Raw genomic sequence first — 24,884 nt, 5'->3', positions numbered from 1 at the left:
CGCTCACGCAGGATATCATGGCGACCTACAAAGGGCCGGGACGTGTGGTTGAGCGGTTCCTCTCGCAGGGCCGTAACGAAGTGCGCGCGCTCTTGTTCCTGCTTATAGCGGGAATACTGATGTTCGTGGCGTCCACGCCATTTCAAGCCCGCGAGGCACAGCTGGACCCTGAGGTGCCGCTGGCCGCACGCCTCTATTGGAGTGGGTTTTTCTACGTCTTTTTGTTACCCATTCTGGTCTATCTCTTTGCGATCGTTATTTGGGGGCTGGCACGTATTGCCCGCCGCCAGATCACCGGTTTCGAAATACGCTTTACCCTGATCTGGGCACTACTGGCGGCAACGCCGGTTGCGCTGTTGCTGGGGTTAACGGCGGGGATGATCGGGCCTGGCATTCAGGTGAAAGCAGTTGGCGTTGTCTGGCTGGCTGTATTCGGCTGGTTTTGGGCTGCAGGGCTGCTACGCGCAGACGGGTCACGCTGATGATTGACCGTGATGTGATCGTAAATCTGGCTGTGGAGACTATTCAGAGCCCGCGTAGCGCCGCGAAAAAGATCATGGCGCTGAACCTGAGCCGTGATTTGTTGTGGTCCAGCTTGTTCCTTGTGGCTGCCATCAACAGCATCATCTACAGCTTTTCACTGTTGTTCGGCGATGCCTCGATGTTGCCGGCGTTGTTTAGTAATCCGGTGCTGTTCTTTGTCATCGTAACTGGCGTTCTGGTCCTGACAATCCACGGGTTCTACTGGACCGGCCGCGCTATTGGCGGGCATGGCGATCTGGGTGACCTCTTGGCGCTGCTTGTCTGGCTCCAAGCCCTGCGTGCTGTTGCACAAGCGGTGATGTTTGTGCTGATGGTTGCTTCGCCAGTATTGGGGCAACTTTTTTCGCTCGGCGTCGGTATTCTGGGGCTTTGGATTACGGTTAACTTCATTACCGAAGCGCTCCATCTGCCCACTGTCCTGCACGCCGTTGGTGTTGTGGTGTTGGCGGCTGTGGGAATTGTTTTCGGGCTTGCTATTTTGGCGGGGCTGATTGGTCTTGGCGCCTTGGGAGTACCTTCAAATGTATGATATTGCTGAAATTCGCGCTGATTTTCCGATCCTGTCGCGGCAGGTGAACGGCAAGCCGCTGGTCTATCTCGACAATGGGGCGTCAGCGCAAAAGCCGCAGGTGGTGATTGACGCCATAACCATCGCCTACTCCCACGAATATGCGAATGTTCATCGTGGGTTACATTATCTTTCTAATCTAGCAACCGATAAGTATGAGGCGGTGCGTGGCAAGGTGGCCGCGTTTCTGAACGCCGCCTCCGAAGATGAGATCATCTTTAACTCTGGCACCACCGAAGCGATCAATATGGTTGCCTACAGCTGGGCCATGCCGCGCATGGAGGCGGGCGACGAGATCATTCTTAGCGTGATGGAGCACCATGCCAATATCGTGCCTTGGCATTTTCTGCGCGAGCGGCAGGGCGTGGTGATCAAATGGGTCGATGTGGACGCCACTGGGGCACTCGACCCTCAAGCGGTGATCGACGCGATTACGCCGCACACCAAGTTGATTGCAATTACCCATATATCCAATGTGTTAGGCACTGTTGTTGACGTGAAAACCATCACGTCGGCCGCGCATGCCAAAGGGGTGGCTGTTCTGGTGGACGGCTCTCAGGCGGCGGTACACATGCCTGTCGACGTGCAGGATATCGGTTGTGATTTCTACTGCGTGACGGGCCATAAGCTTTATGGTCCCTCCGGTTCCGGCGCGATCTATGTCAAAGCTAACCGCATGGACGAGATGCGTCCGTTCCTCGGCGGCGGTGATATGATCCGCGAAGTCACCAAAGACACGGTGACCTATAATGATGCGCCCATGAAATTTGAGGCTGGCACCCCTGGTATTGTCCAGACCATCGGTCTTGGGGTGGCGCTGGACTATATGACAGGCGTCGGGCTGGAAAATATCGCAACTCATGAGGCATCGTTACGTGATTATGCTGTAACGAAGTTGGCAGGCCTCAACTGGATTCAGGTTCAGGGGACAACATCAGACAAGGCGGCGATCTTTAGCTTCACTATGGACGGTGCGGCCCATGCGCATGACATCTCGACCATTCTGGATAAAAAGGGCGTCGCTGTGCGCGCGGGCCAACATTGCACCGGACCGTTGATGGAGCATTTGGGGCTGAACGCCACCTGTCGCGCCTCATTTGGCATGTACAACACCACCCAAGAGATCGACACGTTGATCGAAGCGCTTGAACTGGCGCATGAACTTTTCGCGTGACCGTTTTTTGAATTGCAGGGGCTGGTCCTTGCTACTATACCGCCCTTAGTGGACCCATAGCTCAGCTGGATAGAGCGCTGCCCTCCGAAGGCAGAGGTCGCTGGTTCGAATCCAGCTGGGTTCACCATTTTCGCTTCTGAATAGACCTAAGACACCTGTCAGTTTTGTTGTCTTCACCTTGATCAACTGGATTTTTTCTACAGTCGGCTTGGCTATGTCAGACAAGGAGGCAACAGCCACTGCGTTGGTGCTGCAACTGGTGATCGCGCTCCTGAACGGTCCCGTATGCGATGTTCAGGACTCCCTTATCGGCACTTAAGTACGCCCGTTTCGCGCAATTATATACCGTTCTTCCGTGTCATTCGGGAGCTAACGGCGACGCGGATGTGCATAAACCGTTCAGTGTCAAATCAGCAGCAGCGCAAAACCCGATAAGGGAGTTTTGGCGCTCGGCGTCGGATTGTTCCCGTGCGCGTACAGTGGGCCGGAACCCTGCTACAATGATCCGGACCCATGTTTGCGGTGTTGTGTCGTCCGCGATGTAGCCGCGTTGCGTCGAACTCAGCGTGAGAACATCACGGGCAGGTCCGAACCGCGGAGAAGATCCCGCGTGGCGGCACCAATCACGAAGTCATATGCGTGGGAGTGGCCGAAGGCGCCTACTGCGATCATGTCCGCACCCTTCTCAAAGGCCTCTTTGTTGAGGGCTCCCGCGACGCCGGGCTTTTCCCATGTTTTGTGCACCAGCGTCGTGTCGATCCCGTGGCGGGCAAAGACAGCCGCCAGATCGTTCGATGTTGCATCATGATCCGCAATCTGGCTCTTGTCGTTCACCCGCAGGATATGTGCCGTATCGCCGTCCTGAAGCACGGTCAGGGCATCGTGGGCGGCTCGCGCAGCTTCGCGTGTGCCGTTCCACCCGATCAGGATAGAGCGCCCCAGCGCGTCTGCGTCAAAATTTGACGGGATGACGATCACTGGGCGTCCGGCATCCTGGATCACGGTTTCGATAAGGTGCACATTGGCGTAGTTGTCGCTTTCTGGGGCGGCGGCGGCCATTAATACGATGTCGGCGCATCGTGCGCTTTCAACGATGCGGTCGGCGGCGGTTTCGGAGCCGCTCGCGAGTAGGCGCCACTCAGAAACGAAGTCCTCGGCATGTGTATATCGCTCGAATAGTGCCTTCAACGCGGCGGATTTCTCCTTCTGCGACACACCGTAGGTTTCGTACACCGTATCGGGGATATGCATTACGATCCCCGGATAGATCATCAACGATTCTATAGTGTGCAGTCCGATGAGATGTGCGTCATGGCGGCGGGCGAGGGCGCTTGCGGCCCGCATAAGGCTGTCCGCGCCAGTGTCGCCTGTGAGGCAGGCCAGAATGGTCTTGATCGTCATGGGATGTTCCTTTTTGTTAGGAATGGAGGGGGAGCTGGTGATGCGGACCCCATGAAATAGGGGTCCGCTCAGTTCTCAGGCCCCCGTGACGTCGATCTTTCTGGCCGTTCCTGCCACGTCTGCAGGCTTGGAAATGCGTAGGTATAGGACACCGCCCTCGAACTTTGCGTCGACTTTCCCGTCCTTGGGCGCAAACCCGAGAGGGACATGTCGACGGAAACTTCCGAAGCTGCGCTCAACATGATGCCAGTCCTTGCTGCGGTCTTCTCTTTCGTCGCTCTTCTGGCCCTTGAGGATCAGCGTTTCGTCCGAAATCGAAACATCCAGATCTTCGGGTTTAACACCCGGAATCTCGGCGGTAATTTCTACGGCATCCTCGGTTTCAGCGATGTCGAGCACCGGCATGACCTTGTGAACAGCGCCCAGTGGTGCGGCGTTGAAACGATCGAACAGGCGGTTCAACTCGGTCTGGAATGATTGGATTAAGGGCTATCCAACCGGATCCGCGGACGCTTGGGGTGTGCGGTTCTTTTTCGACATATCAATGACCTTCGTTTTGAAAATGTGCGTTGCCTTCTTGGGCACACACAGTTTTATGGCGGAATCGTCAGTCTTAATTGATCATGATCAACTGGCAGGTATGCGCGCGCCTGCACACTCTTTCGGACTACCGACCGGAAGAGGAGGCAATGATGGGAATGAAGAGCACACTTGTTGCGGGGTTTTTGGTTGCCGTGGCGGGCCCCGGTTTCACGGATACGGTTGATCGCACGATCGGTGGCGATGTCTTGCGCTTTGGCGAGGCAGGATCGCCCATCGAGGCGACCCGCGATGTTCTGGTCGTCGGCGCAACTGTGTCGCTCGACGGCGCAATTGCACAGGATACCCATGCAGCCGGATTCGATATCGACGTGGATGCGACAACGGGTGGCGATCTTTATGCGATGGGGTTTTCCGTCAGCCTGCGCGGACCTGTGGGAGGCGATCTTAGTGCGTCGGGTTTCAGTGTTAGAACCCGCTCTGGGGCTGAAGTCGCGGGCAACGCCCGCCTTGCGGGGGGCTGGGTCACGATCGACGGTCGCGTCTTGGGCGCACTGGTAGCCGCGGGAGGCGAGGTAACACTTAACTCCGAAGTCTCAGGTGATGTTTTGCTTGCAGGCGAAACGCTGACGTTCGGCCCTGACGCGCGTATCGGCGGCACGCTGACATATTCTGCACCCGCGCGCCTAAATATTCCGGAGCGTGTTGTGCCTGCGGATCGCGTGACCTTCGAGCCCTATCAGCGCAGAGAGATGATGGGCGGGGCGCACGAGATGTGGTCCGAGTGGGAATATCCTGTGCTGCCGACCTTCTTTTCGTTGCTGAGCGGTTTTCTGGTGACACTTGGTTTGTTTACCGTGATCGGCGCGCTGTTTCTTACGCTTGCACCGAAGCAGGTTCGCCATCTGCGGCAGCATATCGAAGCGCGGCCCGGAATGGCGCTGCTCTGGGGTGTGATCGGTCTGTCAATACTGTTCGGCCTGGTGCCGGTCAGCGCACTGGCGGTCGTCGGCATCCCGCTTGTGCCGATCGTTTTGCTTGGCATCGTCGCCTTCTGGACGCTGGGATACGTTCTCGGGGTTTACGTTCTGGCAATGCGGGTGATGCGTGGCCTCGGCTCTGCAGAGCATCCGGAGATTTGGATGCGGCTGCTGGCGCTGGTGATTGGTGTGACCATCTTCGCGCTGTTGAACTTCATCCCGGTGCTGGGTTGGATGGCAAATTTCGCGCTGGTTCTACTGGGCGTCGGAGGAATGACAATGGCGCTATTCAAATTTTTGGTGGGCAATGTCGGCCCTACGATGGATGTCGATATGCGTCCAATTGAACGTGACCCGCAATAGGAGGACATTATGTCTGCTCAGGGATTGGAAGTGATCGACCATACGGTGCAACTGACGCACGAATGGATCAACGAATTGCGCGAGCGCCTGGATTGGGGGAGCAGCCGCGATGCGGCACGTCTCTTGCGGGTGACCTTGGCGCTCATTCGCGATCATCTTAACAATGAAGAGATGGCACAGCTGTCAGCACAGATGCCCCTGCTGATCCGAGGGATGTTCTTCGAGGGATGGCAGCCTGCCCATACCCCTGTGCGCGACAGAAATGCCGTTCATTTCATCGGCGCTATCGAGAAACAGGTCGGTGACGTTCAGGGCTGGCGCGGTCTGGAAGACATCGTCGCCGTGTTCCGGACCATCAATAGCAAGATATCAGAGGGTGAAGTCAGTGATGTCAAAGCAGGCTTTCCGCAGTCGATCCGCGACATGTGGCCGGATTGAAGTTGCACGATCGCCGCAACGGATAAGGTCATTGACCCGATGATCGAAGCGATATCACCTGTGCTGCCTGGAATTTCAGATAGCCGTAGGTGATATCGCTTTCGACTTCGATAAGCTGGTGTACGACCATATCTTGAAGGTTGGAGTGGTCTGACCTGCGCGCTTAATCGGTGTCCTGCGAGACGTCGATCAGGGCCTGCATGTCCTTGATGAGGACGATCTGTGGCGTTTCCAGCGTGATTGCCCCGTTCTTGCGCAGAAGGCTGAACGACCGGCTGACAGTTTCGATGGTCAGGCCCAGAAAGTCAGCGATATCGGCACGGCTCATGAGCAACGGGAATGTTGTGTAATTGCCGATCGGTTTGCCAGTGCGCTGAGACAGCGCAATCAAAAAGGATGCGACCTTTCTTATTGCGGACTTGCGCGCGAGCATCATAAAATGGTCCTGCATGGCGCTTATCTCGTGCAATGCGGCGCGAAGTAACCGCTTATGCGTTTCCGGATCACCCTCGCCGGTTTCAAGTGTCCGGCGACGAAGGGCGACGATTTCAGCGGTGGCGATGACGTCGCAGTCGGTGTGGTGCAGATCGCCGTTCGGAAACCCAATAATGTCGCCCGGCAGGCCGAAGGCGATGACTTGCCGACGCCCGTTTTTAAGCACGCGCGTAAGACGCAGAGCGCCGGATAGTACCTCATAGACATGGGTGGCTTCGTCACCTTCACGAAATAGATGCGTGCCCGCTTCATGCCGCCTCGGACTTAGTGACGTAACCACAGACCGGCATGGCTGGTCGACATCGGAGGCTAGGAAGGCAGGTGCTTGTTTGGATGAAAGTGTTACGTACATGGTTCGTCCCCCAATTGGCTTCGAAACCACTTTCCTGCCTGATCGTCGCAGCCGGACATCGGCTTAGGTATCAAAGTGTATCAATTTGTGTCTTTCCGCCGGAATAACCGTGGCGGGTAGCTATAGCTTGGAAATCTGGGTATAGTGGATAGATTGGATTGGATTTCCTTCATGTCTCAAAAAAAAGTTCTCGTCGTCGATGACGACCTCAAAATCCGTGCCCTTCTTCGACGATGCCTTGAAGGGGACGGTTTTTTGGTGGAAGAGGCGGAGAATGGCGAAGGTGTACGCCGTGCATTTAGCCGCGACTTCCCCGATCTCGTGACGCTTGATCTCAATCTGGGCGATGAGGACGGGCTGGATATTGCCCGGGATATCCGTCGCAATCACGACGTTCCGATCATGATGGTGACTGGTAAGGATGATGTAATTGACCGCGTCGTGGGTCTGGAACTGGGCGCGGACGATTATTTGACAAAACCGTTTCATGTGCGTGAGGTTCTGGCGCGGGTGCGCGCGGTCCTGCGTCGGACCGAAAACGGCACCAAAAGCCAGACTGTTCAGATTTCCGATACCTCGGCGATCAGCTCCTTGCTTTGTTTGGATGGTCTCACTGTTGACCTTGACCGCTTGGTACTAACCGACCGTAGCGGTAAGGACTGTGATCTGACGACTGCCGACTTCCGATTGCTTTCGGCTTTTCTGCATAACCCAAAACGATCTTTGTCGCGGGACCGTTTGATGGATCTGATCGACGGGCCAGACTGGGCGCCGCTGGATCGCGCCATCGATAATCAGGTCGCACGCCTTCGCAAGAAGATCGAAAGGGATCCGGCACGCCCATTACTCATCAAGACGGTACGCGGCATCGGATACATTCTTACCGAAAGCCCGGTTGAGCAGGATTACCGGTCTAGCAGCACGGCTTGAACCGCTTGGGCTAGGTCGGCCTGACGGTAGGGTTTGCGCAGGACCGAGGATGCCGCGCCGATACGCCCGTCTCGCAATACGCCTTCGGAAAATCCCGATGTCATCAACACCCGCACGTCCGGTTTTTGTGCCGCAATGCGGATGGCAAGGTCATGCCCTGACATCGTTCCCGGCATCACAAGGTCAGTAAAGACCAATGCAATATCTTCGCGATCCTGCAAAATATCCCATGCAGCGTCGGCGCTTGTCGCCGTTATGCAGCCGAATCCAAGGGATTGTAGTCGCGCCTCTGACAGCCGCATCACGCGAGCGTCGTCCTCGACGACTAGAATTAGTTGCCCGGTCCCGATACGTGTCTGCGCATCTTCTGGATTTTGTGCGGCAGAGGTATCCACGCTCGCATCAGTCAGCGCCGGGAAATACAGGCTGATGGTCGTTCCCTGACCTGGTTCGCTGTAGATAGTAAGCTGGCCGCCGGACTGCCTGACAAAGCCATAAACCATAGACAGTCCAAGCCCGGTGCCTTCGCCGACAGCCTTTGTCGTGAAGAACGGCTCGATCGCATGGATGCGGGTTTCGCGAGACATACCCTCGCCGGTGTCGCTGATCGACAGGCAGATATAGCTACCGGGCTCTACACCGATCTCTTCGGCGAGGTAGGGGTCATACAAAGTCACGTTTCGGGTCTCAAGGAATATCTTGCCGCCTACCGGCATCGCGTCCCGCGCGTTGAGTGTGAGGTTCAGGACGGCGGTCTGCAACAGCGTCGCATCGGCGCGCGTGGACCAAAGGTCGTCAGCCAAAGATGCCTCGACTGAGATGTGCGACCCTATGGTCCACTTCAGCAGTGCAAGAGACTGCAAGACAGCATCGCTCACTGCGATCACCTCGGATTGCAAGGGGCTCTTGCGCGCAAACGCCATCAATCGCGAGGTTAGGTCCGCCCCCATTTCAGCCGCTTCCAGAGCATCGGTGATCAGCGCGCCGCTTTTTTCGGCAGTCTCTGACATTTCGAGAAGCTCGAGGTTGCCTATCACGACCGTCAGCAAGTTGTTGAAGTCATGGGCAATCCCGCCGGTCATCTGGCCGATGGCGTCCATGCGCTGTGACCGCGCCGATGCCTCTTCGGCGGCCTTCCTGCGAGTTTGATCGTGCAGGATCGCAACAAAGGCGATCTTGCCTTCGATATCCGCACGTCCGACGGACAAATGCAGGGGGAATACCTTACCGCACGCACGCAAACCCTCTACATCGCGTCCGATGCCGATTATGCGTTTTTCGCCTGTGTTCAGATGATTGTGTAAGAAGCCGTCGTGCCGCACCGCCATGTCTGTCGGCATCAGGACGCGGACATTTTGTCCCATCAGGCGTTCGACGGAATAGCCAAACAACGCGGCGGCGGCTTTGTTCAATCTCAGAATCGTGCCATCCCTGTCCGAGACGATGATGGCATCGACTGCTGCGTCCAGCAATGCGAGCAGAAGCGCGCGGTCATCGACCGTGTTCATGGTTTGCAATCCGATTCTGGCATCTATCGCCCGATGATTGCAAATTCCTGATTAATTGACCATTGTTTTGGGTAATGGGGTGGTAACCTCGCGGAAAACGCTCAGATAGCCCAAGACATCGGATAGGGTGATCACGCCCATCAGTTGGTTTTCGTCTGCAACGATATACTTCCTCCGACCGGTTTTCATGATGAGAGACATCAGATCTAGACCGGACATTTGGGGCGGAATGGTGTTGCCCGCATTGACGCTTTCTATCACGTCCTCGACGGTCGTCGTGGTCCAGTTATCTTGATCAATCTTCCGAACGATCTGGAGATCGACATAGCCCAACAAGGTGCCACGCTCGACAACCGGAACGAAGCTTATGCCATGCGCAAGAAAAACACGGTTTACAAGATCCGAGAGCGATTGGCCCGGATTGGCCGTCCAGGGGTGCTTTGTCATTAATTCAGCGACGGTTTGCCCGTCCAGCGCAGTCTTCGTCTCAAGCTGCGCCAGCGCCGCGCGCGAGGTGACGAGCAGGTACAGGCCAATAAGCACTGGCCAGAGACCGGCAGCAAGAGTGCCTGTGAACGCAGCAAAAAGGCCGATCCCCATGAAGACGTAGGCAAAGGCGGCAGATACAGTTGTTGCGCGTCTGGTCGCCTCTAATAGGTTGCCTGACCGCGTCCATAACCACGCTCGTAAGACGCGACCGCCGTCCATGGGAAATGCAGGAAGCAGATTGAAGATCGCGAGTATCAGGTTGATCCATGCAAGATAGTGCAGAATTAGACGCGCGGGGTCGGGCGCGCTGATAACGTCAGCGATCTGGGCGCTGAACCAAAACGCGAGCGCAAGGCAAACACTGGCAATTGGGCCCGCGATGGCAACCCAGAATTCGCTTGTGCCGCCTGCCGGTTCGGATTGCATTTCCGCGACTCCGCCGAACAAGAACAGGGTTATGCCCGAGATGCGTAACCCAAAACGTGCGGCGACTTCTGCATGGGCCAGTTCGTGCAAGATAAGCGATGCGAAAAGACCCAGCATCGCTAGTACCGCCGATGCAAAAAGCGTTGCGGTTCCGGTGTCTGGCAGCTCGGTCGGGAAATAGGTTGTCGCAAGACTCCAGACGATGAGTGCTGCGATCAGGAACCAGCTGGCGTCGACCTTGATGTCGAAGCCGCGTATCCGTGCGATCCTCATGGCATTGCCCCACATATTATCCTCCCCGCGTAGCTTGAGTAGCATCCAACCGATTGACGTTTGCGGCTTCGTGATAGCGTTTGATCGACGATCCCTCCGGAGCGCCTGGGTCGTCACAGATGTCCCTGTCTTTCGCGAATTGGATTGGATTCACCTCTTTGGAAAAGCGGTTTATGGTCGGGACACATTCGGGCACTTCTCTGGCTCCGCCAAGGGCGCGCGTTCCATCGGAGTTGATCCTCAGCGCCTCCTGACCGAACAGTGAGTTCATCATGCCATGGGTGTCGATTGGTTTGCCCCGTCCTGCGCCGACTTTATGAAATAGGATGCCAGCGATCTGATTACCGGGCATTGTCATTTCTTCGCATTTTATCGTCTCGGTCCAGTCCTTGTCTTGCGCCTCAAATCACGCGCTGGACTTCTATTGAAGCCCATTTTCACACCGAGGGATTGATGGAGATCAAAAACTGGTGTTCCTCGCGCGGATTTTATTGCGAGTAACGACCTGACCTAGTGTGAACGATGTGCTCGAGCTTTTGCCGCTGCTATCTCTGGCCCTTGGCGATTGATTTCGATCAAGACCGACTATCCCTCAGGTCATAAGTTTGCACCGCACCCGATTCAGAACCCAAGGAGAACGAGATGACAAAGAAACCCGAAACCTCAAAGCAGGCATCGGCCGCGTTCGACCCATTTGTCGTTTTCAAGCCACTGGCACCTACGGCTTGGATGGGCACCGCATGGTTCGAGCGTGTCGCCGACCTGGGCAGTGAGATCACGACCTTCGTTGCGGATCGCATCAAGGAAGATGCCAAAACGCAGCACGCGCTATTGAATTGCAAGTCGATGGTCGAGGTCCAGCATGTGCAGGCCGAATTCCTCCAAAAGGCATTCGACCAATATCATGCCGAAACCGGGAAGCTAGTGGAATTGACTGGCCAGATGGCAGAGGATTTGCAGACCGACCTGAAACCCAAGAGTTGACGCGTCGCCTGTCTAGTCCGTGATCAGAGCCGCCTGAAGCCGACCTACGGAGGTCGGCTTCATTGTGTCCACACTACCGTTCAACAATCCTTTTACCGTGTCTCAAGGCGTCCGATGGGTGGGTCACGACGACCTCTCTTGGAGAAAGTCCTTCCAGCACTTGAACCGTTCGTGCGGCGCTTGGCCCCAGCACAACTGCGCGTTGCTTGGCCACGTCATCTTCGACCACGAAGACCGCCCAGTTACCGTTTACCCGGAAGGTCGCGCTGAGCGGGACTTGCAGCACATCTTCGGCCTGCCACTCGATAATCCTTAAAAATACCGAAAAGCCGTCACCGAGACCAGCGTGCTCCGCAGGCTCGGAAGTCAGTTCGAACATCGCATCCACACGCTGTTCCTCGATGCCCAAAGCGGACACGTCGGTGCGGGCCTTCGGCTCGATCCGCCGCAGTTGCGCCATCAGTGGCGCGTCGCCCCCCCATCGTTCGACGATGGCCAGAGCACCCGGAGAAAGCCCTACGGCATCACTCGACAGCAGGTCTGCCACGATCTCGATGTCGCCGGGATCGCCAACCGTCGCCAGACGGGTGCCGGCACTTACCGGACGGGCGCTGACGACATCGATCTCAAGGACCACACCATCTGCAGGTGCCAGCAAAGGGACGCAACAGGCATCATCGGCTCCATCCGGTACGCCGTGTTCCACAAGGGCGGCTTCGGCACGGTTCAGGGCCCCGCGCGCCATATCGATGCGGGCGCTGGCAGCCTCAACGGTGGCGTCTGCGACCGCTAGCCTCTGGGTGGCGTCCTCAAGCTGGGTGATGGTGCTGAAGCCGCGTTGCACAAGGGTGTGGGCACGTTCAAACTGTGACTGCGCGTGGGCTTGTTCCTGCTGGGCGCGGCGCAGATCGGTTTGTGCGACGTGCATTGCTGCTTCGGCTTCGCTGATCTGCGCATCGGCCTGAAGCCTGCTGCGGGTGTCCAGTAGTCCAGGGGATACCGGATCCACGACAGCCACCACGGTCTGACCGCCAATCACCGTATCGCCCACCGAAACAGGCGACCGGCGGGTCAAGCCCGCAATCGGACTGGCGATTTCATAGGCGTCGCGTACCCGCGTTTTGCCGTCAACATCGATGGTAACCCGCATGGGGCCTGATGTGACCGTATGCAGATCGACGGGCACGGGATCCGATCGGAAGCTTACCCAAAGCGCTGCGCCTATAAATGCGATCCCAATCAACGAGACGATGATCGTTCTTGGTTTCGGTCCGTTGTTGAGCATTGTGTTACTCCCTTGTTTTCATCGCGGCGACCAGATCAAGCCGGTCCAACCGCCGCCGCACCACCAGAACGGCGGCTAGTGTAGACGCCAGCACGATCAGGCTTGCAGTACTGAAAGTCGCGGGCTTGAGGATCAGCGGCAGGCTGAAGAGATCGCTGGAAAAACCTCGCACCATCAGTTCGGAAAGCACCCGCCCCAACATCCAGCCAATGGGTTGCGCGATCACCGCCAGTATCATCAATTCGCCCACCAGTATGTATGATACCTGAGCGCGACTGAACCCGAGGATACGCAGGCTTGCCAGCTCGCGGGCGCGTTCTGACAGCAGGATCCGGGCACTATTGTAAGCCACTCCAATCGAAATCAGCACGGCAATAATGACATAGACTGTGATCATGATGTTAACATTCTGGCGTATCGTTTCCTGAAACGACCGGCGGGTCTGGGTCATCATGATGGTGCCGGTCAATTTTGGGATGTCCTTGATCGCGGTATACAGTTCGTCGAAGCGGGTCTCGTCGAGTGTTACGATTGCTGTTGAAATGCGGGGTGCTTGCCGGAACAGGCGGTTGAGATAGGCATGATCGACATAAGCACCAAGGCCTAGATACTGTGGCACGACACCTGCAACGATCAGATCGTAGGTGCCGGGATTACCGCTCAGAAACTCTACCGTGATCACATCGTTCTCACCGACTTCAAGTTGCCCGGCCAGGCGTTCGGATAGAAGGATACCGCCAGCTGGCGCATCCACTGTCGTCCCGTCCAGCACAATGATCCGGCTGAGATCGGGGCCTGGCATCCGTGCCTCGACCACCACCCGTTTTTCGTGGTGACGGTAGCGAATCTTCGCGGCTTGATATTGCTGGCCTTCCACTTGGCGCACACCGGGCAGCCGCGCCACTTCTTGTAGGACCGACACCGGCACGTCCTGCGCGAACAGCAGCATCGCGTGCTGCCGGTTCGACTGGTAGAACGCGCTGTCGATGACGTAGTCCAGCCCGTCGGTCATGAACGATGCCGTCATCATAGCTGCCACGGCCAGTGACAGGCCCAGCGACGTCATGGCACTGCGCACGGGCCAGCGCGTGAGGCTGCGCAGGATCATGACCGTCGGTTGCGAAAGACGCGCGCGGGCCATTGCGCGGTCGATCCAGTTGCGCCGGAACTTTGGTGGGGCAGGCGGCTGCATCGCGATAGCGGGGGCCAGCCGTGCGGCAATCAGCGCGCTGCGCGCAGCACCCAGTGTTGTCGTGGTGACCGCCAACAGTCCCGCCAGCCCATAAATCCAAAGCGAGACATGGAAGATCAGGAAGGGAAAGTCGAAGAACCCAGCGTATAGCACTACCAACTCCCGCGCGAGCCATGTTCCGCTCGCCCAACCGATCACAATGCCCGTCAGTGCGATCAGTCCGGCCAGCATCAGGTAATGGATGCAGATTTCAAGGTTGCTGTAGCCCAGCGCCTTCAGCAGCCCGATCTCCGACCTCTCCAGCGTCACGATGCGGCCCATCACCATCGCGACCAGAAATGCCGATATGCCGAAGAAGACTGGCGGTAGGATCATAGCCATGCTGCGTAATTGTTTGATTTCGGCATCAATGAAGGCGTTTGACTGCTGCTGGTAGCGACCATATGCGCCCAACCCGCCGAAGGGGGCCAGAAGATCGTCGAGCGCGTCAATAATCGCTTCGACGTGCGCCGTGGAGTCCACAGTCAAAGAAACGCCGTTGAAAGCGCCGACCATATCGAAGGCGGCCGCGGCCTCCGTCCGTCGCATCCACAAGATGCCGAATGTGCGATTGTCGGGCATCAGGGCACCGGGACCCAGGGTATAGATGAATTCGGGGGACAACAGGGTGCCGGTGATCGTCAGGTCGCGCTTGCGCCCGTTAATATTGGCCGCAAGTGTATCGCCGGGCACAAAGCCGTTGGCTAAGGCAAAAGGGGCGTTGACGGCGATTTCAGACATGGTTTCAGGCCACCGCCCGCTGCGCAGGATTGGCAGGTTCAACCGGGGTTCGTCCCCGTCGGGAAGCGATAGAATGCGCCCCACCGCAGGTTCAACGCGATCCGGAATATCTAGGATCACATCGCCGGTGACCCGCATCTCCACATTTTGAACACCGGGGATCGCCTCGATTTCCCCAAGCAGGGACAAGGGGCCCCGGCGTGTCGCGGCAAAGACATCTGCGAACCGGTTGCGTTCATAGTAGGCCGTGCGCGTGTCTTCAAGCGCACGGTACATCCCGAAAGACGTAAGAAGGATGGCGACACCGCAAGCCAGCACAAGCGCGATGGCCAACACCTGCGCCCAGAGGCGACGGAAATCGCGCAGCAGTTTGCGGTCGATGGCGTGCATCTGTTTTACCACACGATGTCCGAAGGGGCGAGGCGATGTTCGTTGCGCTCTATTGCGGCGATACGCCCGTCCTGGAAATAGATCACCCGGTGGGCCATTTTCCGGATCTCGGCGTTATGCGTAATGATCACAGTCGTCGTGCCGAACCGGTCGTTTGTCTGCCTCAGAGCTTCGAGAACCTGAACGCCCGTCTTGCTGTCCAATGCGCCCGTCGGTTCATCGCAGAGCAGAATTTCGGGGCGTTTTGCGATGGCGCGTGCGATCGCGACGCGTTGCTGTTCGCCCCCCGACATCTCGGATGGGAAATGGTCCATGCGCGCCTCAAGCCCGACAAGTGCCAGCGCGTCTTCGGCGGGCATCGGGTCGCGGGCCACGTCGTTGACCAGTTGCACGTTCTCCCGCGCCGTCAGGCTGGGCACGAGGTTGTAGAACTGAAACACGAAACCTACATGGTCGCGCCGGTAACTGGTCAGACCGCGGTCGGTCATTCCTGTCAGCTCGGTATCGCGAAACCAGACCCGACCCGACGTCACATGATCCAGCCCCCCGAGAATGTTGAGCAAAGTCGATTTTCCGCTGCCGGAAGGGCCCAGAAGGACGGTCATTTCGCCGGTGAACAGCTCTAGGTCGACGCCGTCGAGTGCACGCACTTCAAGTACGCCGGAGGCATAGACCTTCGTTATCCCTTCGGTTCTGAATACCGTCTGCAGCGCGGCATCCTTCATGTCGAAAGATCCGTACCCACAGCAGTCACGAGCGCGTTGCAATAGTCGGTGACCCGCATATCGGCCGCAGCCTGATCGAGGGAGTTGGGAACGCTGAATGTCGCGACAAACGGGCGATCCATGGTGCCGCATGCTATTGAAAAGGCCTTGTCTTGTGCAGAGTTCCCGCCGCTGGTCGCGAACATACCGACGATGTCAGGAAGCTTTGGGCGGGTCGCCAGATAGGTGCGTAGGGGCGTCCCCGGATAGGACGTCCAGATCGGCGCACCAAGTGACACGCTCGCATAGCCGGAGAGGTCCGGGATCGGGCTGATGCTCGGCAGCCATCCGGTCAGGCTGTCGAACCCGGCATGCAAATAGCCCAGAACATTGCTGGAGTAGCGGCTGGTGACAATCCGGAACAAGTCCGCTTCCAGAGTATCGGCCAGTTGGCGGGCCAGCCGGTGCGTGTGGCCGTCGCGGGAGTAATAAACGATGGCGTGCTTGCGCGGTTCTGGTGGCATTGCGATCTCCAGCGGGGGAAAAGTCTTTCTAACCCTGTATCAAGATGCTGTTGTTCAGGTTGACCGAAATCAATTCGGCACGTGACATCCGCTTTAGAGTGGACCCATCTTGTCAATCAGATCAGGAATGGCTTCATTGACCCGCATATTCGAATTTCCGGACATTCCGGGTGTCACCGCAGATCTGCGCCTAGACCTCGTGAAACGATCAAGACAATTGCACGTGCCGCAGGGGGCCGAGGTCTTTGCACCCGGCAGGGATGTGGCAGCCTTGCTGATCCTGCTTCCAGGCACGCTGCGGGTAGAGCAGGAGGCAGAAACGGGGCGCGAAATCGTACTTTACCGCTCACAGGCCAGTGAAAACTGCGTCCTAACGACAGCTTGCCTGCCTGAAGACTCGTCATTCGCCGCGACCGCAATCACTGAAACCGACCTCGATCTTCTTTTGTTTCCTAAGACAGTGTTTGACGATCTGATGATCCGCTCGTCAGAGTTCCGTAGACTGATCTTTCAGACATATTCCAAAAGGATCACGGATCTGATGCAAATGGTCGAGAATGTGGCGTGCCGCCGGATCAACATGCGGTTGGCAGGCCGGTTGATTGACTTTGCGGGCGACGGGACACGGATCAACGCGACCCAGCGGCAGATTTCGGCCAAAGCGGCGACCGCACGGGGTCATGTCCCGCCAGCGAGGCGAGGGGCAGCGACGTGGATGGGGAGAGGTCAAGCGCGGGATCATGCGCCTGTTGGACACAGAAGCACTCAGCGGATACGGGCAGTCAGACCGAGGCCCCCAGTGCGACAAAATTACGGAGGTGGCGCATGGGAGCCGCCTAAACGAAGAGAATGAAAAGAGTTTACCAATGACTATCAATATGCGCGCGGCGGGCAGGGTATCCGTCTCATCGTCAGGATTGCGCTGATACTGGGCCTGTGTCGCTGCAACTGCTGACGGGGGGATTGGCGGGTGAATACTGTATTGGCCTGCTAGCCCGCACTCTTGGTCGGCAGTTTCAGTGTTGGCGTGGGCGCAACGTTTGTATCAGAGCACTCGACCCGCACGTCGCACTGTTCGTTCTAGCGCTTGTGGGGGGGGCACTTTTGCCGGGCGCGGCGCGATGCGGGGCATGACATGCGCCATCACGAAATCGACCTGAAAATCAGGAAAGGAGATACAATGTCCGCCGAGCCACCAAATCCCGACGTTACCGCCTTCTTTGACGAAGCGAGCAATACGATCAGCTACGTGGTCAAGGACCCCAAGTCGCACAGCTGCGCGATCATCGATTCTGTCATGGACATCGATTATGCCGCAGGGCGGATCGCCTATAATCACGCCGATGCGATCGTGGCCCATGTCCGCGAACACGCGCTGACAGTCGATTGGCTGCTGGAAACGCATGTCCACGCCGATCACCTGTCCGCTGCACCCTATCTTCAGGAAAAGCTGGGCGGGAAGATCGGTATCGGTGCAAAAATTACGGTGGTGCAGGAAACCTTCGGCAAGGTCTTCAATGAAGGCACCGAGTTCGAGCGTGATGGCAGTCAGTTCGACCGCCTGTTCGAGGATGGTGACACATTCGGCGTCGGAGCGCTTGACGTGCGGGTGATGCATACTCCGGGCCACACACCCGCCTGTCTTACCTATGTGATCGGCGATACGGCGTTTGTCGGCGATACTCTGTTCATGCCGGACGGTGGATCGGCGCGGGCGGATTTTCCGGGCGGGGATGTCGGTACGCTCTACGATTCCATTCAGAAAGTGCTCGCATTGCCGGACGAGACACGATTGTTCATGTGCCACGACTACGGTCCGAACGGGCGTGACATCCGGTGGGAGACGACCGTTGGCGATGAGAAGGCACATAACGTTCACGTCGAGGGCAGTACGACGCGTGCCGCATTCATCGCCATGTGCAACGAACGCGATGCTGCGCTGGACATGCCGAAACTTATCATACCGTCTCTTCAGGTGAACATGCGGGGAGGGCATCTTCCCGATCCTGACAAAAACGGGAAGCGTTTCCTCAAAGTGCCACTTAACAGTTTGTGAAAGGATCAAAATCATGGATATCCGTAAGGCAAGCGACACGTTCTCGGTCTCGGCGCAGATCGGAACAAATGACATCGCCGTAATCGCGGCGATGGGGTTTAAATCTATCGTATGCAACCGGCCCGACGGGGAAGCGGACGATCAGCCGCTTTTCGAGGTGATCGAGGATGTCGCAGGCCGCGCGGGGCTGCAAACGGCCTACTTGCCCGTTGCTCCGACTGGGCCTGTTGAGGCGGATATTTCCGAGTTTCAAAGGATATTTGCGAACCTGCCCAAGCCCGTGCTCGCCTATTGCCGCTCGGGTAACAGATCATTGGCGATCTGGGCCGCGGGACCGGAGGCCGATGTAGGTTAACGTGTCCGGCAGATATGGTCAGCTGTTGCGCGGAGGCAGAACCGTTGGCGTTTTTCGATGTCGATATCCTGATCGCTCCACTTCAGAAGCTCTGATCTCTGAATGCATTTGTCCGGTCATTGATCGCTCTATCAGGTCGCGATCCCGGCAAGGGCTGCAATAATCAGATCGGCAAGAGCAAAGACCGTCATCACAACGCCGACTGCCATGGCAATGCCTAAGCCGACAAGTAGACCGTCACGCTGCAAAAGGCCCCAAGAAAGGCAAACCAATACAATAGCAGGCGGTACATTCATCAGCGGGACCGGCATTAGCAGCAACACGGACATCAGTACGCACATCACGCCCACCAGTCGTTCCCGACGGGCAAGGGCGGGCAGCCGTTCATGGCTTATCCGCTCTACGCGGGTGAGCGGGTCAGTCAGGTACCGCACCATCATCTCGATCATTCGCGGCGGGAGATGTATCCGTCGGGCGCGATCTGGCAGGTTGCCACGCTCGCCGTAGGCCATCAGGTGCAGCGATGCGATGAGGAGCGGAATACCCAAAATCGCCCCGAAGCTCGGGATGGGAAGTGGCATGGTCTCGGGTAAAGCCATAAGAAGAATTGCAACTCCGTGTATCCGCGCACCCGCAAGATCCAGCGCATCCCCCAGTGTCACAGTCCTGCCGGACAGTGACCGGAGGTTCAACGCCCAGATCAGTGACGCAATGCCGTTACCATCACCATCGGATTGTTCTGCGTTGTTTCCCATCGGTGGAGCTGTGACCTCCGGTCAGATTTTCAGAATTACGCGACCGTGTCTGGCGCCCTTGGACAACCGGTCGAAAATGGCGTTGCTGTTATCCAGCTTATCCTAGTTAGCGGTCGTCTTAAAGTGACCCTTGGCGGCTGGGGCAGTTTCCTCTGCATGATCGAGAAGGGCGCGCGACGAGGATGCTGGGAATATTCAGACGCTTCTGCACGACGTCGAAAATCGGGAGAGGCAAATGACTGTTAGGCGGGAAGACCTGCGACATTGTGCTGAGATGGCGCCGCATGCCGGTGGTTAGAGCAAGGGCCTTGGTACACACCGGGATCATCGTGATCCGGTGAATGTATCCATCGCGTCCGGTGTTCCGGCGCCGAGGCTGATGCTGCCGACCCTTGTGTTAGGGTGACGCTCTTCTCGTGGATCGTTGGCCATGCTGAAGGGGTGATGGTGGGCGGGTGCCTGGCGGCGCATTGGGTTTGGCTGGAATGCTGACTGTGATGGACCAATTTCTACGCCCGCTGGCCGATTGGATGGCTCGGTGCCGCTAAGCGAGCATGAGTTTCGTGAGCGAGGTCGGGCGCGGCGAACACATTCATTCCCGATGGCCGTGCATTCCTGAACGCGTGGTATCTATGGGATTTCGAAGGGGGTCTGCCTCTGGAATTGGGGTGCTTAGCAGCGAACTTGCGGCACCCCAAACCTTAATGGTCGGCCCTGATACTAAAACTGATCAGTGGCAAAGCAGGACTGGGTAGCCCTGTTGGTCGATCAGTGTCCGCGTGGTTCCCCCGAAAACGGTCTCGCGCAATCGCGAGTGATCGTAGGCGCCCATGACGATCAGTTCTGCGGCAGACTCTTTGGCACGTTTCAACATGACGGTTCCTATTTCTTCACCGCCGCTTGGATATTGTTGCACCGTCACGTTGCATCCTTGATGCGTTAGCCAAGCCGCAACGTCCGTCCCGGGATTTTCTCCATCCTGCATATGGGTCGCGACCGGATCGAAAAGGGCAATTGTAACAGTTTCGGCGGTACGAAGGAGCGGAAGGGCAGCGCGGGCTGCCCGGGCGGCTGGAACTCCAGCTTTCCACGCCACGAAAACTGATCCGGGTTGCAGGGCCTTGGGTGATCTAAATGCGTTTAGCATCACACCTGCAGGCGTACCAAACAAGGTGGCGCGCATGACATCGGCGAACAGGCGATCGTCCTTGCGCAGGTCATCGCCAATTAGGATCGTGTCTGATGTCAGGCCGACGCGCGCTATGGCGGTCGGCAATGCTGCAGCTTCGCCGCTGATGATCCGCACATCGGCACTTGCGCCCTGATCGGCAAGATACTGAGACGTTGCGGTTCGTAACTCCTCCAGTTCGGAATTCAAACTATCGACCTCAGCTTGCCAGTCATAAGGCAGAGCATACGCACCATATCCGCCGACACCGTAAGTGTAGACTGGGACCGGTGGCATCGCGCCCACGATCAAGACGATCAAGTGCAGGTTGTGTTCACGGGCACTCTCGCTCAGCGGTTCCAGATCGACCGGCCGAGCGGACTTTCCGATAACAACCAAGAGGCTTTCGTTTTTCATTTCGACGTTCCTTGAGTAGGTTTCATATGCAATATGGTGCGCCGCCCTGCGGCGGGCCTTGATTTCGATCAATCGCGGGTCGTTTGCGATTATTCAAATGCCTGTGGTCCAGCTGGAGTATTTGTATTGGACGGGATGCAAAAGCTCAGACAGAGACAAGACGCCGTGCAATCAAGATGGCGAAGCTGGAAAGCGGGCCAGGAAGTGCCGCGCACGCCATGACGACGAAAATTTCTTCTGGAGCCGAGCGAGTTGGGACAGCAATCCGGACGCGCCTGCGCGAAAGGCAATCCGGACGGCAGGCGTGCCTAGTCAGTCGTTTGCCAGCAATGGATTAACTGGCAGCACTGTTGGCACAGGTTCGACACAAGAGCGTATACGGCACAGCTTCCAGACGCGCCTCGGAAATCTCTTTCCCACACTTTGCACAGTCGCCGTAGGTTCCGTTCGCAATCCGCTTTAGCGCGTCCTCAAGCTGCCGCATTTCAAGTTGCCCTGCGCGGCCGACACTCTCAAGGACCTCATCGTCTTCGAGTTCGATCGCCTGATCTTCAAGGTCTGGATCGGCAGGCTCATCGAGCGCGGCTTCGACTTTTTCCAGACGTGCCCAAAGCTCTGTAAGGCGGATTTCAATGTTCTGTTTGTGCTGGGCGGCATTTTTCATCTGTTCGACCTTTTTCTGTTCTCGTTGCTGTGGTCAGGGAAACTCGGGGTCCGCGCAGGCCTGATTGTTACGCTCGCACCAGCATCTCACATTCCGATATGGGGCAGTTGATCAGCATCAATTGGGTTGTTCAATTACTGGCTGTCGCGTGACGCCTGTGCTGCGGGACGGCAGGTTTGCGCCTTTGCCTGCGGATGGCTTGGTTCCCGCGTGCATCGTGCATTTGGAAGTCGGCGATGTTGTTGCGGTTTATCTGGGGCTTGTTCCGGCCGGTAGGATCATTGCCGGTTCGGAGTCGACGGTCTGTGTCTGTGGAGTGGACTGAATGAGCTCAAATGGATTGCAGCGAAGGGTTAAGTGGCGGTTCGATTCACCTCACGGTGAGGTCAAGACGTTCAGGTTTGGAACAGGTTCAGTGCCGTATCAATGAGCGAAGGGCTCTTGATATGGATCAATCCGTTGCTGGCAAGCTGCGGGTAGCTTCAAGTACCTTCGGTTTGGCAGGGAAAGGTTGCGGCCCTTGGGCTGCGACGATTGGTGCTTCGGAATGAAGACATTATTTTGAAAAGGCAGGATCACGTATGAATGGTGTCAGTCTCAAATTCTGCGGAGCGGAGCGTGACGGGATCGTGCTACCTCCTGAAAACGCCAAAATGCACTTTTCTTTTGGATTGCGGCCTGCTTCAGGGGCCGAAGACGGTCAAAGAGCTGAACTACAAGCCATTTCCATTTAATCCGCACGAAATCGATTTCGTGTTGCAGACACATGCTCATATCGATCACTCAGGTTTGTTGCCCAAGCTTGGCTCGACTGGTTTCAAGGGGCCGATCTTTGCCACCGAAGGCACAAAATACCTGCTGACCTTCATGCTGCCAGACAGCGGATACATTCAGGAAATGGAGGTCAAAAGGCTCAACTATCGCAATTTGCGTCACGGAAAGCCTGAGGTCTCTCCGATATACACCAAACAGGATGCCGAGGATTGTTTATCGCTTATTCGCGGCGTGGATTATGAGCAATGGATACAGGTCGGGCTTGATGTCCGGGCGCGGTTCTGGAACGCGGGACACATTCTGGGCTCTGCTTCGATAGAGATTGAAGGGGAGGGAGGCCAGCCGCTCCGGCTTTTGTTCTCCGGTGATCTGGGTCCTGACAATAAGCTGTTTCACCCTGACCCAGACGCGCCTGCCAACTTTGACTACGTGGTTTCAGAGGCAACTTATGGTGGCCGCGAGCGGGCCGATACGACCACAATCGCGCGCCGGAGTGTCCTGCGTACCGAAGTTGTGAAGCTTTGAAAAATGGTAGCCACCTGCTGATTCCGGTGTTTGCGGTGGAGCGTACCCAAGAGTTGATCACTGATTTTTTGGCGCTGCAGGCCGCTGACGAAATCCCGAGTGTCCCGATATTTCTCGACTCCCCACTGGCTATTCGGGTCACCAAAGTCTTTCAGAAACACGCCGGCGATCTGGAGGATCTGAGCGCGGGGCCCCAGCTGTTGAACAGCCCCATGATCCATCCGACCGAAACTGTCGACGAAAGCAAACGGATCGGGAAGATCACGGGCCCTGCAATTATCATGGCCGCCAGCGGTATGTGTGAGGCGGGCCCCATTCGTCATCACCTCAAGCAATGGTTGTGGCAGCATCAGGCAACAGTGCTTTTCGTCGGATATCAAGCGGTTGGCACGTTGGGCCGCATTCTTTCCGAAGGTGCAAGAAACGTAAAGATCCACGGTGAAGAGATTAGTGTCAGAGCCCGTATTCGAACGATTGATGCCTACTCAGGTCATGCCGACGGAACGGAACTCGCTGATTGGATCACCGAACGGCAACCCATCCGCCAGAAGCTGTTTCTGCACATGGCGAAGAACCCCAGATGATCGCATTGAAAGAGGCCTTGGTGGCGCGGGGCCTTGTCGCGGATTCCATTGTGATGCCGGAACTCGATGATGAAGTGACCCTGTCGCACGACGATAGCTCTGTTTTGATACCGGCACAGAAGCAAAGGATACCAACAGGTATAATCGGTCAGCCGGATTGGCATAATGATCTGACGGAATTGGTTTTTGAAATGCGGGATGCGTTTGAAAAGGCCTCTGACGAAAAGGCGCGGGCCAAATTCGTGCGAAACATCCGAAGAGCACTGGGACCTGACGACCAAGCGACGTAGATGTTGATTGTGCGCAGGAGACACGGAGCATTTCAAATTCTGGCAAGGCATTTCTACAGGTCACCAAAACGGACGTTTAAAGCCCATAGTGCTGCTTGCAGGCTCCTTCGTGCCCCCGAATGACGCGTCGCCCGTCCAGCGGGCCCCCATGTTGCGTCACTACGGTCAATTGCAATTCGGGATGGTCATCGCGGTCACAGTAGATCACGACCCAGTCGCGGGTTCTGTGGTATTTATGGGCTGAGGCGGTATTGGAGAAAATCACGGTGAACCGCCAGGGTCCCCGTTCCGTATGCAGGATCGGGATGCGTGCAAGACCCGTCTCGTTAAAGCGGCGTGGCTTGATGACAGGGAGGGTTTCGGCAGTTTCGCGATATTCCTGATCAACGGCCAAGATATCCGAAACCGGGGGGAGGGAGCTGCCCACCGGTGTTTTGCGGGGCCGTCGCCGTGCCAGCATGTCGTTCAGAGAGTGCCGAATGCTCTCTACCCTGCGTTTGCCAATGCCCTTGATTGCGCTTAGGCGCCCATTTATAGCGGCAGCCTCTAATGCCTCGAGCGTGTCTATGTGCAAGGTGTCGTAGATGAGATGAGCAAGCGCAGGACCAATCATTGGCACTGTTTGCAGTAATTTTTCGGAGTTAGCTGAACCGCGCACGCGATCCAGCACGCTGAATCTGCCACTGTCCAGAAGCTCGGCAATTGCCGCAGCTATCGAGGTCCCGATCGTCGGCAGATCCTCCAGCCCACGTCGCCCCTCTTTTTGGTAAACTTTCATGATGGGCTGGGGCAGCGCAGCTACATAAGACGCGGCATCTCGGTAAGCGCGAATGCGGAACTCAGAGGCGGATTGGTGCTCCAGCACATCCGCCATCTCTTCAAGTTTTGAAGCGACAAACTGGTTCTCAGGCAGCTGGTTCGATCGACCTTGTCCGTGTGCCAAGATGATGGTCCTCC

General features: G+C 57.0%; 27 protein-coding genes and 1 tRNA gene. 14 read left to right on the top strand and 14 right to left on the bottom strand.

Annotated features, from left to right (window positions below; translation table 11 throughout):
- Positions 1-17: 17 nt before the first annotated feature.
- The 4 genes from V7730_RS09860 (at position 18) to V7730_RS09845 (ending at position 2,412) form a co-directional block, all read left to right on the top strand.
- Positions 18-482 (top strand): YIP1 family protein, encoded by a 465-nt coding sequence (locus tag V7730_RS09860; RefSeq protein WP_335747427.1) that lies wholly within the window; start codon positions 18-20, stop codon positions 480-482.
- Positions 482-1,072 (top strand): YIP1 family protein, encoded by a 591-nt coding sequence (locus V7730_RS09855; protein WP_335747426.1) that lies wholly within the window; start codon positions 482-484, stop codon positions 1,070-1,072. The genes V7730_RS09860 and V7730_RS09855 overlap by 1 nt, the downstream gene beginning before the upstream one ends.
- Positions 1,065-2,285 (top strand): cysteine desulfurase, encoded by a 1,221-nt coding sequence (locus V7730_RS09850; RefSeq protein WP_335747425.1) that lies wholly within the window; start codon positions 1,065-1,067, stop codon positions 2,283-2,285. The genes V7730_RS09855 and V7730_RS09850 overlap by 8 nt, the downstream gene beginning before the upstream one ends.
- A gap of 50 nt (positions 2,286-2,335) precedes the next feature.
- Positions 2,336-2,412 (top strand) — tRNA-Arg (locus tag V7730_RS09845).
- 434 nt (positions 2,413-2,846) lie between these two features.
- Here V7730_RS09845 and V7730_RS09840 read toward each other — a convergent pair.
- Together V7730_RS09840 and V7730_RS09835 are read right to left on the bottom strand one after the other, a co-directional pair.
- Positions 2,847-3,686, bottom strand: a complete 840-nt coding sequence (locus V7730_RS09840; protein ID WP_335747424.1) for a universal stress protein — start codon at positions 3,684-3,686, stop codon at positions 2,847-2,849.
- 75 nt (positions 3,687-3,761) lie between these two features.
- Complete coding sequence (locus V7730_RS09835; RefSeq protein WP_335747423.1) at positions 3,762-4,148, bottom strand: Hsp20/alpha crystallin family protein; 387 nt, start codon at positions 4,146-4,148, stop codon at positions 3,762-3,764.
- A 236-nt stretch (positions 4,149-4,384) separates the two neighbouring features.
- On the opposite strand from V7730_RS09835, the gene V7730_RS09830 reads away from it, so the two are divergent.
- Complete coding sequence (locus V7730_RS09830; protein WP_335747422.1) at positions 4,385-5,569, top strand: EI24 domain-containing protein; 1,185 nt, start codon at positions 4,385-4,387, stop codon at positions 5,567-5,569.
- A gap of 9 nt (positions 5,570-5,578) precedes the next feature.
- Positions 5,579-6,007 carry a DUF2267 domain-containing protein gene (locus tag V7730_RS09825; protein WP_335747421.1) on the top strand — a complete coding sequence of 143 codons (429 nt, stop codon included), beginning with the start codon at positions 5,579-5,581 and terminating at the stop codon, positions 6,005-6,007.
- A gap of 163 nt (positions 6,008-6,170) precedes the next feature.
- On the opposite strand, the gene V7730_RS09820 is transcribed toward V7730_RS09825, so the two are convergent.
- Positions 6,171-6,854: a helix-turn-helix domain-containing protein gene (locus V7730_RS09820; protein WP_335747420.1), complete on the bottom strand. Its 684-nt coding sequence runs from the start codon at positions 6,852-6,854 to the stop codon at positions 6,171-6,173.
- Positions 6,855-7,025: 171 nt separating this feature from the next.
- Here V7730_RS09820 and V7730_RS09815 point away from each other — a divergent pair, with 171 nt between their 5' ends.
- Complete coding sequence (locus V7730_RS09815; protein WP_335747419.1) at positions 7,026-7,784, top strand: response regulator; 759 nt, start codon at positions 7,026-7,028, stop codon at positions 7,782-7,784.
- On the opposite strand, the gene V7730_RS09810 is transcribed toward V7730_RS09815, so the two are convergent.
- Genes V7730_RS09810 through V7730_RS09800 form a run of 3 tightly spaced genes read right to left on the bottom strand, consistent with a single transcriptional unit; the run spans position 7,760 to position 10,832 of the window.
- A complete protein-coding gene (locus tag V7730_RS09810) occupies positions 7,760-9,292 on the bottom strand; it encodes a PAS domain S-box protein (RefSeq protein WP_335747418.1) in 1,533 nt (510 codons plus the stop codon). The two genes, V7730_RS09815 and V7730_RS09810, sit on opposite strands and share 25 nt — an antisense overlap.
- 51 nt (positions 9,293-9,343) lie before the next feature.
- On the bottom strand, positions 9,344-10,495 hold the full coding sequence (locus V7730_RS09805; RefSeq protein WP_335747417.1) for a site-2 protease family protein: 1,152 nt from the start codon (positions 10,493-10,495) through the stop codon (positions 9,344-9,346).
- A gap of 1 nt (position 10,496) precedes the next feature.
- Positions 10,497-10,832 carry a hypothetical protein gene (locus tag V7730_RS09800; protein WP_335747416.1) on the bottom strand — a complete coding sequence of 112 codons (336 nt, stop codon included), beginning with the start codon at positions 10,830-10,832 and terminating at the stop codon, positions 10,497-10,499.
- A gap of 290 nt (positions 10,833-11,122) precedes the next feature.
- On the opposite strand from V7730_RS09800, the gene V7730_RS09795 reads away from it, so the two are divergent.
- A complete protein-coding gene (locus tag V7730_RS09795) occupies positions 11,123-11,464 on the top strand; it encodes a phasin family protein (protein ID WP_335747415.1) in 342 nt (113 codons plus the stop codon).
- A 73-nt stretch (positions 11,465-11,537) separates the two neighbouring features.
- On the opposite strand, the gene V7730_RS09790 is transcribed toward V7730_RS09795, so the two are convergent.
- From V7730_RS09790 to V7730_RS09775, 4 genes are read right to left on the bottom strand one after another with little or no spacing between them, the layout of a single operon-like run.
- Complete coding sequence (locus V7730_RS09790) at positions 11,538-12,749, bottom strand: efflux RND transporter periplasmic adaptor subunit (RefSeq protein ID WP_335747414.1); 1,212 nt, start codon at positions 12,747-12,749, stop codon at positions 11,538-11,540.
- A 4-nt stretch (positions 12,750-12,753) separates the two neighbouring features.
- Positions 12,754-15,123: an ABC transporter permease gene (locus V7730_RS09785; protein ID WP_335747413.1), complete on the bottom strand. Its 2,370-nt coding sequence runs from the start codon at positions 15,121-15,123 to the stop codon at positions 12,754-12,756.
- Positions 15,117-15,836: an ABC transporter ATP-binding protein gene (locus V7730_RS09780; protein ID WP_335747412.1), complete on the bottom strand. Its 720-nt coding sequence runs from the start codon at positions 15,834-15,836 to the stop codon at positions 15,117-15,119. Before V7730_RS09780 ends, V7730_RS09785 begins: the two co-directional genes overlap by 7 nt.
- Entirely contained in the window at positions 15,833-16,339 is a 507-nt protein-coding gene (locus V7730_RS09775; protein WP_335747411.1) for a hypothetical protein, read from the bottom strand. The genes V7730_RS09780 and V7730_RS09775 overlap by 4 nt, the downstream gene beginning before the upstream one ends.
- A gap of 136 nt (positions 16,340-16,475) precedes the next feature.
- On the opposite strand from V7730_RS09775, the gene V7730_RS09770 reads away from it, so the two are divergent.
- The 3 genes from V7730_RS09770 (at position 16,476) to V7730_RS09760 (ending at position 18,750) form a co-directional block, all read left to right on the top strand.
- The gene (locus tag V7730_RS09770; RefSeq protein WP_335747410.1) at positions 16,476-17,192 is read left to right on the top strand and encodes a Crp/Fnr family transcriptional regulator; all 717 of its coding nucleotides are present in this window, start codon (positions 16,476-16,478) and stop codon (positions 17,190-17,192) included.
- A gap of 327 nt (positions 17,193-17,519) precedes the next feature.
- Positions 17,520-18,395, top strand: coding sequence for an MBL fold metallo-hydrolase (locus tag V7730_RS09765; RefSeq protein ID WP_335747409.1), 876 nt, complete (start codon positions 17,520-17,522; stop codon positions 18,393-18,395).
- A 13-nt stretch (positions 18,396-18,408) separates the two neighbouring features.
- Entirely contained in the window at positions 18,409-18,750 is a 342-nt protein-coding gene (locus V7730_RS09760) for a TIGR01244 family sulfur transferase (protein ID WP_335747408.1), read from the top strand.
- A 131-nt stretch (positions 18,751-18,881) separates the two neighbouring features.
- On the opposite strand, the gene V7730_RS09755 is transcribed toward V7730_RS09760, so the two are convergent.
- From V7730_RS09755 to V7730_RS09745, 3 genes are all read right to left on the bottom strand, one after another.
- On the bottom strand, positions 18,882-19,505 hold the full coding sequence (locus V7730_RS09755; RefSeq protein ID WP_335747407.1) for an exopolysaccharide biosynthesis protein: 624 nt from the start codon (positions 19,503-19,505) through the stop codon (positions 18,882-18,884).
- A 730-nt stretch (positions 19,506-20,235) separates the two neighbouring features.
- Entirely contained in the window at positions 20,236-21,090 is an 855-nt protein-coding gene (locus V7730_RS09750; protein ID WP_335747406.1) for a universal stress protein, read from the bottom strand.
- 334 nt (positions 21,091-21,424) lie between these two features.
- Positions 21,425-21,754: a TraR/DksA family transcriptional regulator gene (locus V7730_RS09745; protein WP_335747405.1), complete on the bottom strand. Its 330-nt coding sequence runs from the start codon at positions 21,752-21,754 to the stop codon at positions 21,425-21,427.
- Positions 21,755-22,372: 618 nt separating this feature from the next.
- Here V7730_RS09745 and V7730_RS09740 point away from each other — a divergent pair.
- From V7730_RS09740 to V7730_RS09730, 3 genes are read left to right on the top strand one after another with little or no spacing between them, the layout of a single operon-like run.
- Entirely contained in the window at positions 22,373-23,053 is a 681-nt protein-coding gene (locus V7730_RS09740) for an MBL fold metallo-hydrolase (protein WP_335747404.1), read from the top strand.
- On the top strand, positions 23,050-23,637 hold the full coding sequence (locus V7730_RS09735) for an MBL fold metallo-hydrolase RNA specificity domain-containing protein (RefSeq protein ID WP_335747403.1): 588 nt from the start codon (positions 23,050-23,052) through the stop codon (positions 23,635-23,637). The genes V7730_RS09740 and V7730_RS09735 overlap by 4 nt, the downstream gene beginning before the upstream one ends.
- Positions 23,634-23,927 (top strand): hypothetical protein, encoded by a 294-nt coding sequence (locus V7730_RS09730; protein WP_335747402.1) that lies wholly within the window; start codon positions 23,634-23,636, stop codon positions 23,925-23,927. The genes V7730_RS09735 and V7730_RS09730 overlap by 4 nt, the downstream gene beginning before the upstream one ends.
- A 76-nt stretch (positions 23,928-24,003) precedes the next feature.
- Here the strand turns inward: V7730_RS09730 and V7730_RS09725 are convergent, their stop codons facing one another.
- Positions 24,004-24,870: a helix-hairpin-helix domain-containing protein gene (locus tag V7730_RS09725; RefSeq protein WP_335747401.1), complete on the bottom strand. Its 867-nt coding sequence runs from the start codon at positions 24,868-24,870 to the stop codon at positions 24,004-24,006.
- Positions 24,871-24,884 lie beyond the last annotated feature (14 nt).

It is taken from the genome of Sulfitobacter sp. (assembly GCF_036961165.1).
In the GTDB taxonomy this organism is placed as follows: domain Bacteria; phylum Pseudomonadota; class Alphaproteobacteria; order Rhodobacterales; family Rhodobacteraceae; genus Sulfitobacter.
The sequence above is the reverse complement of the archived record's forward strand: the minus strand, read 5'-3'. Positions and strand labels throughout refer to the sequence as shown.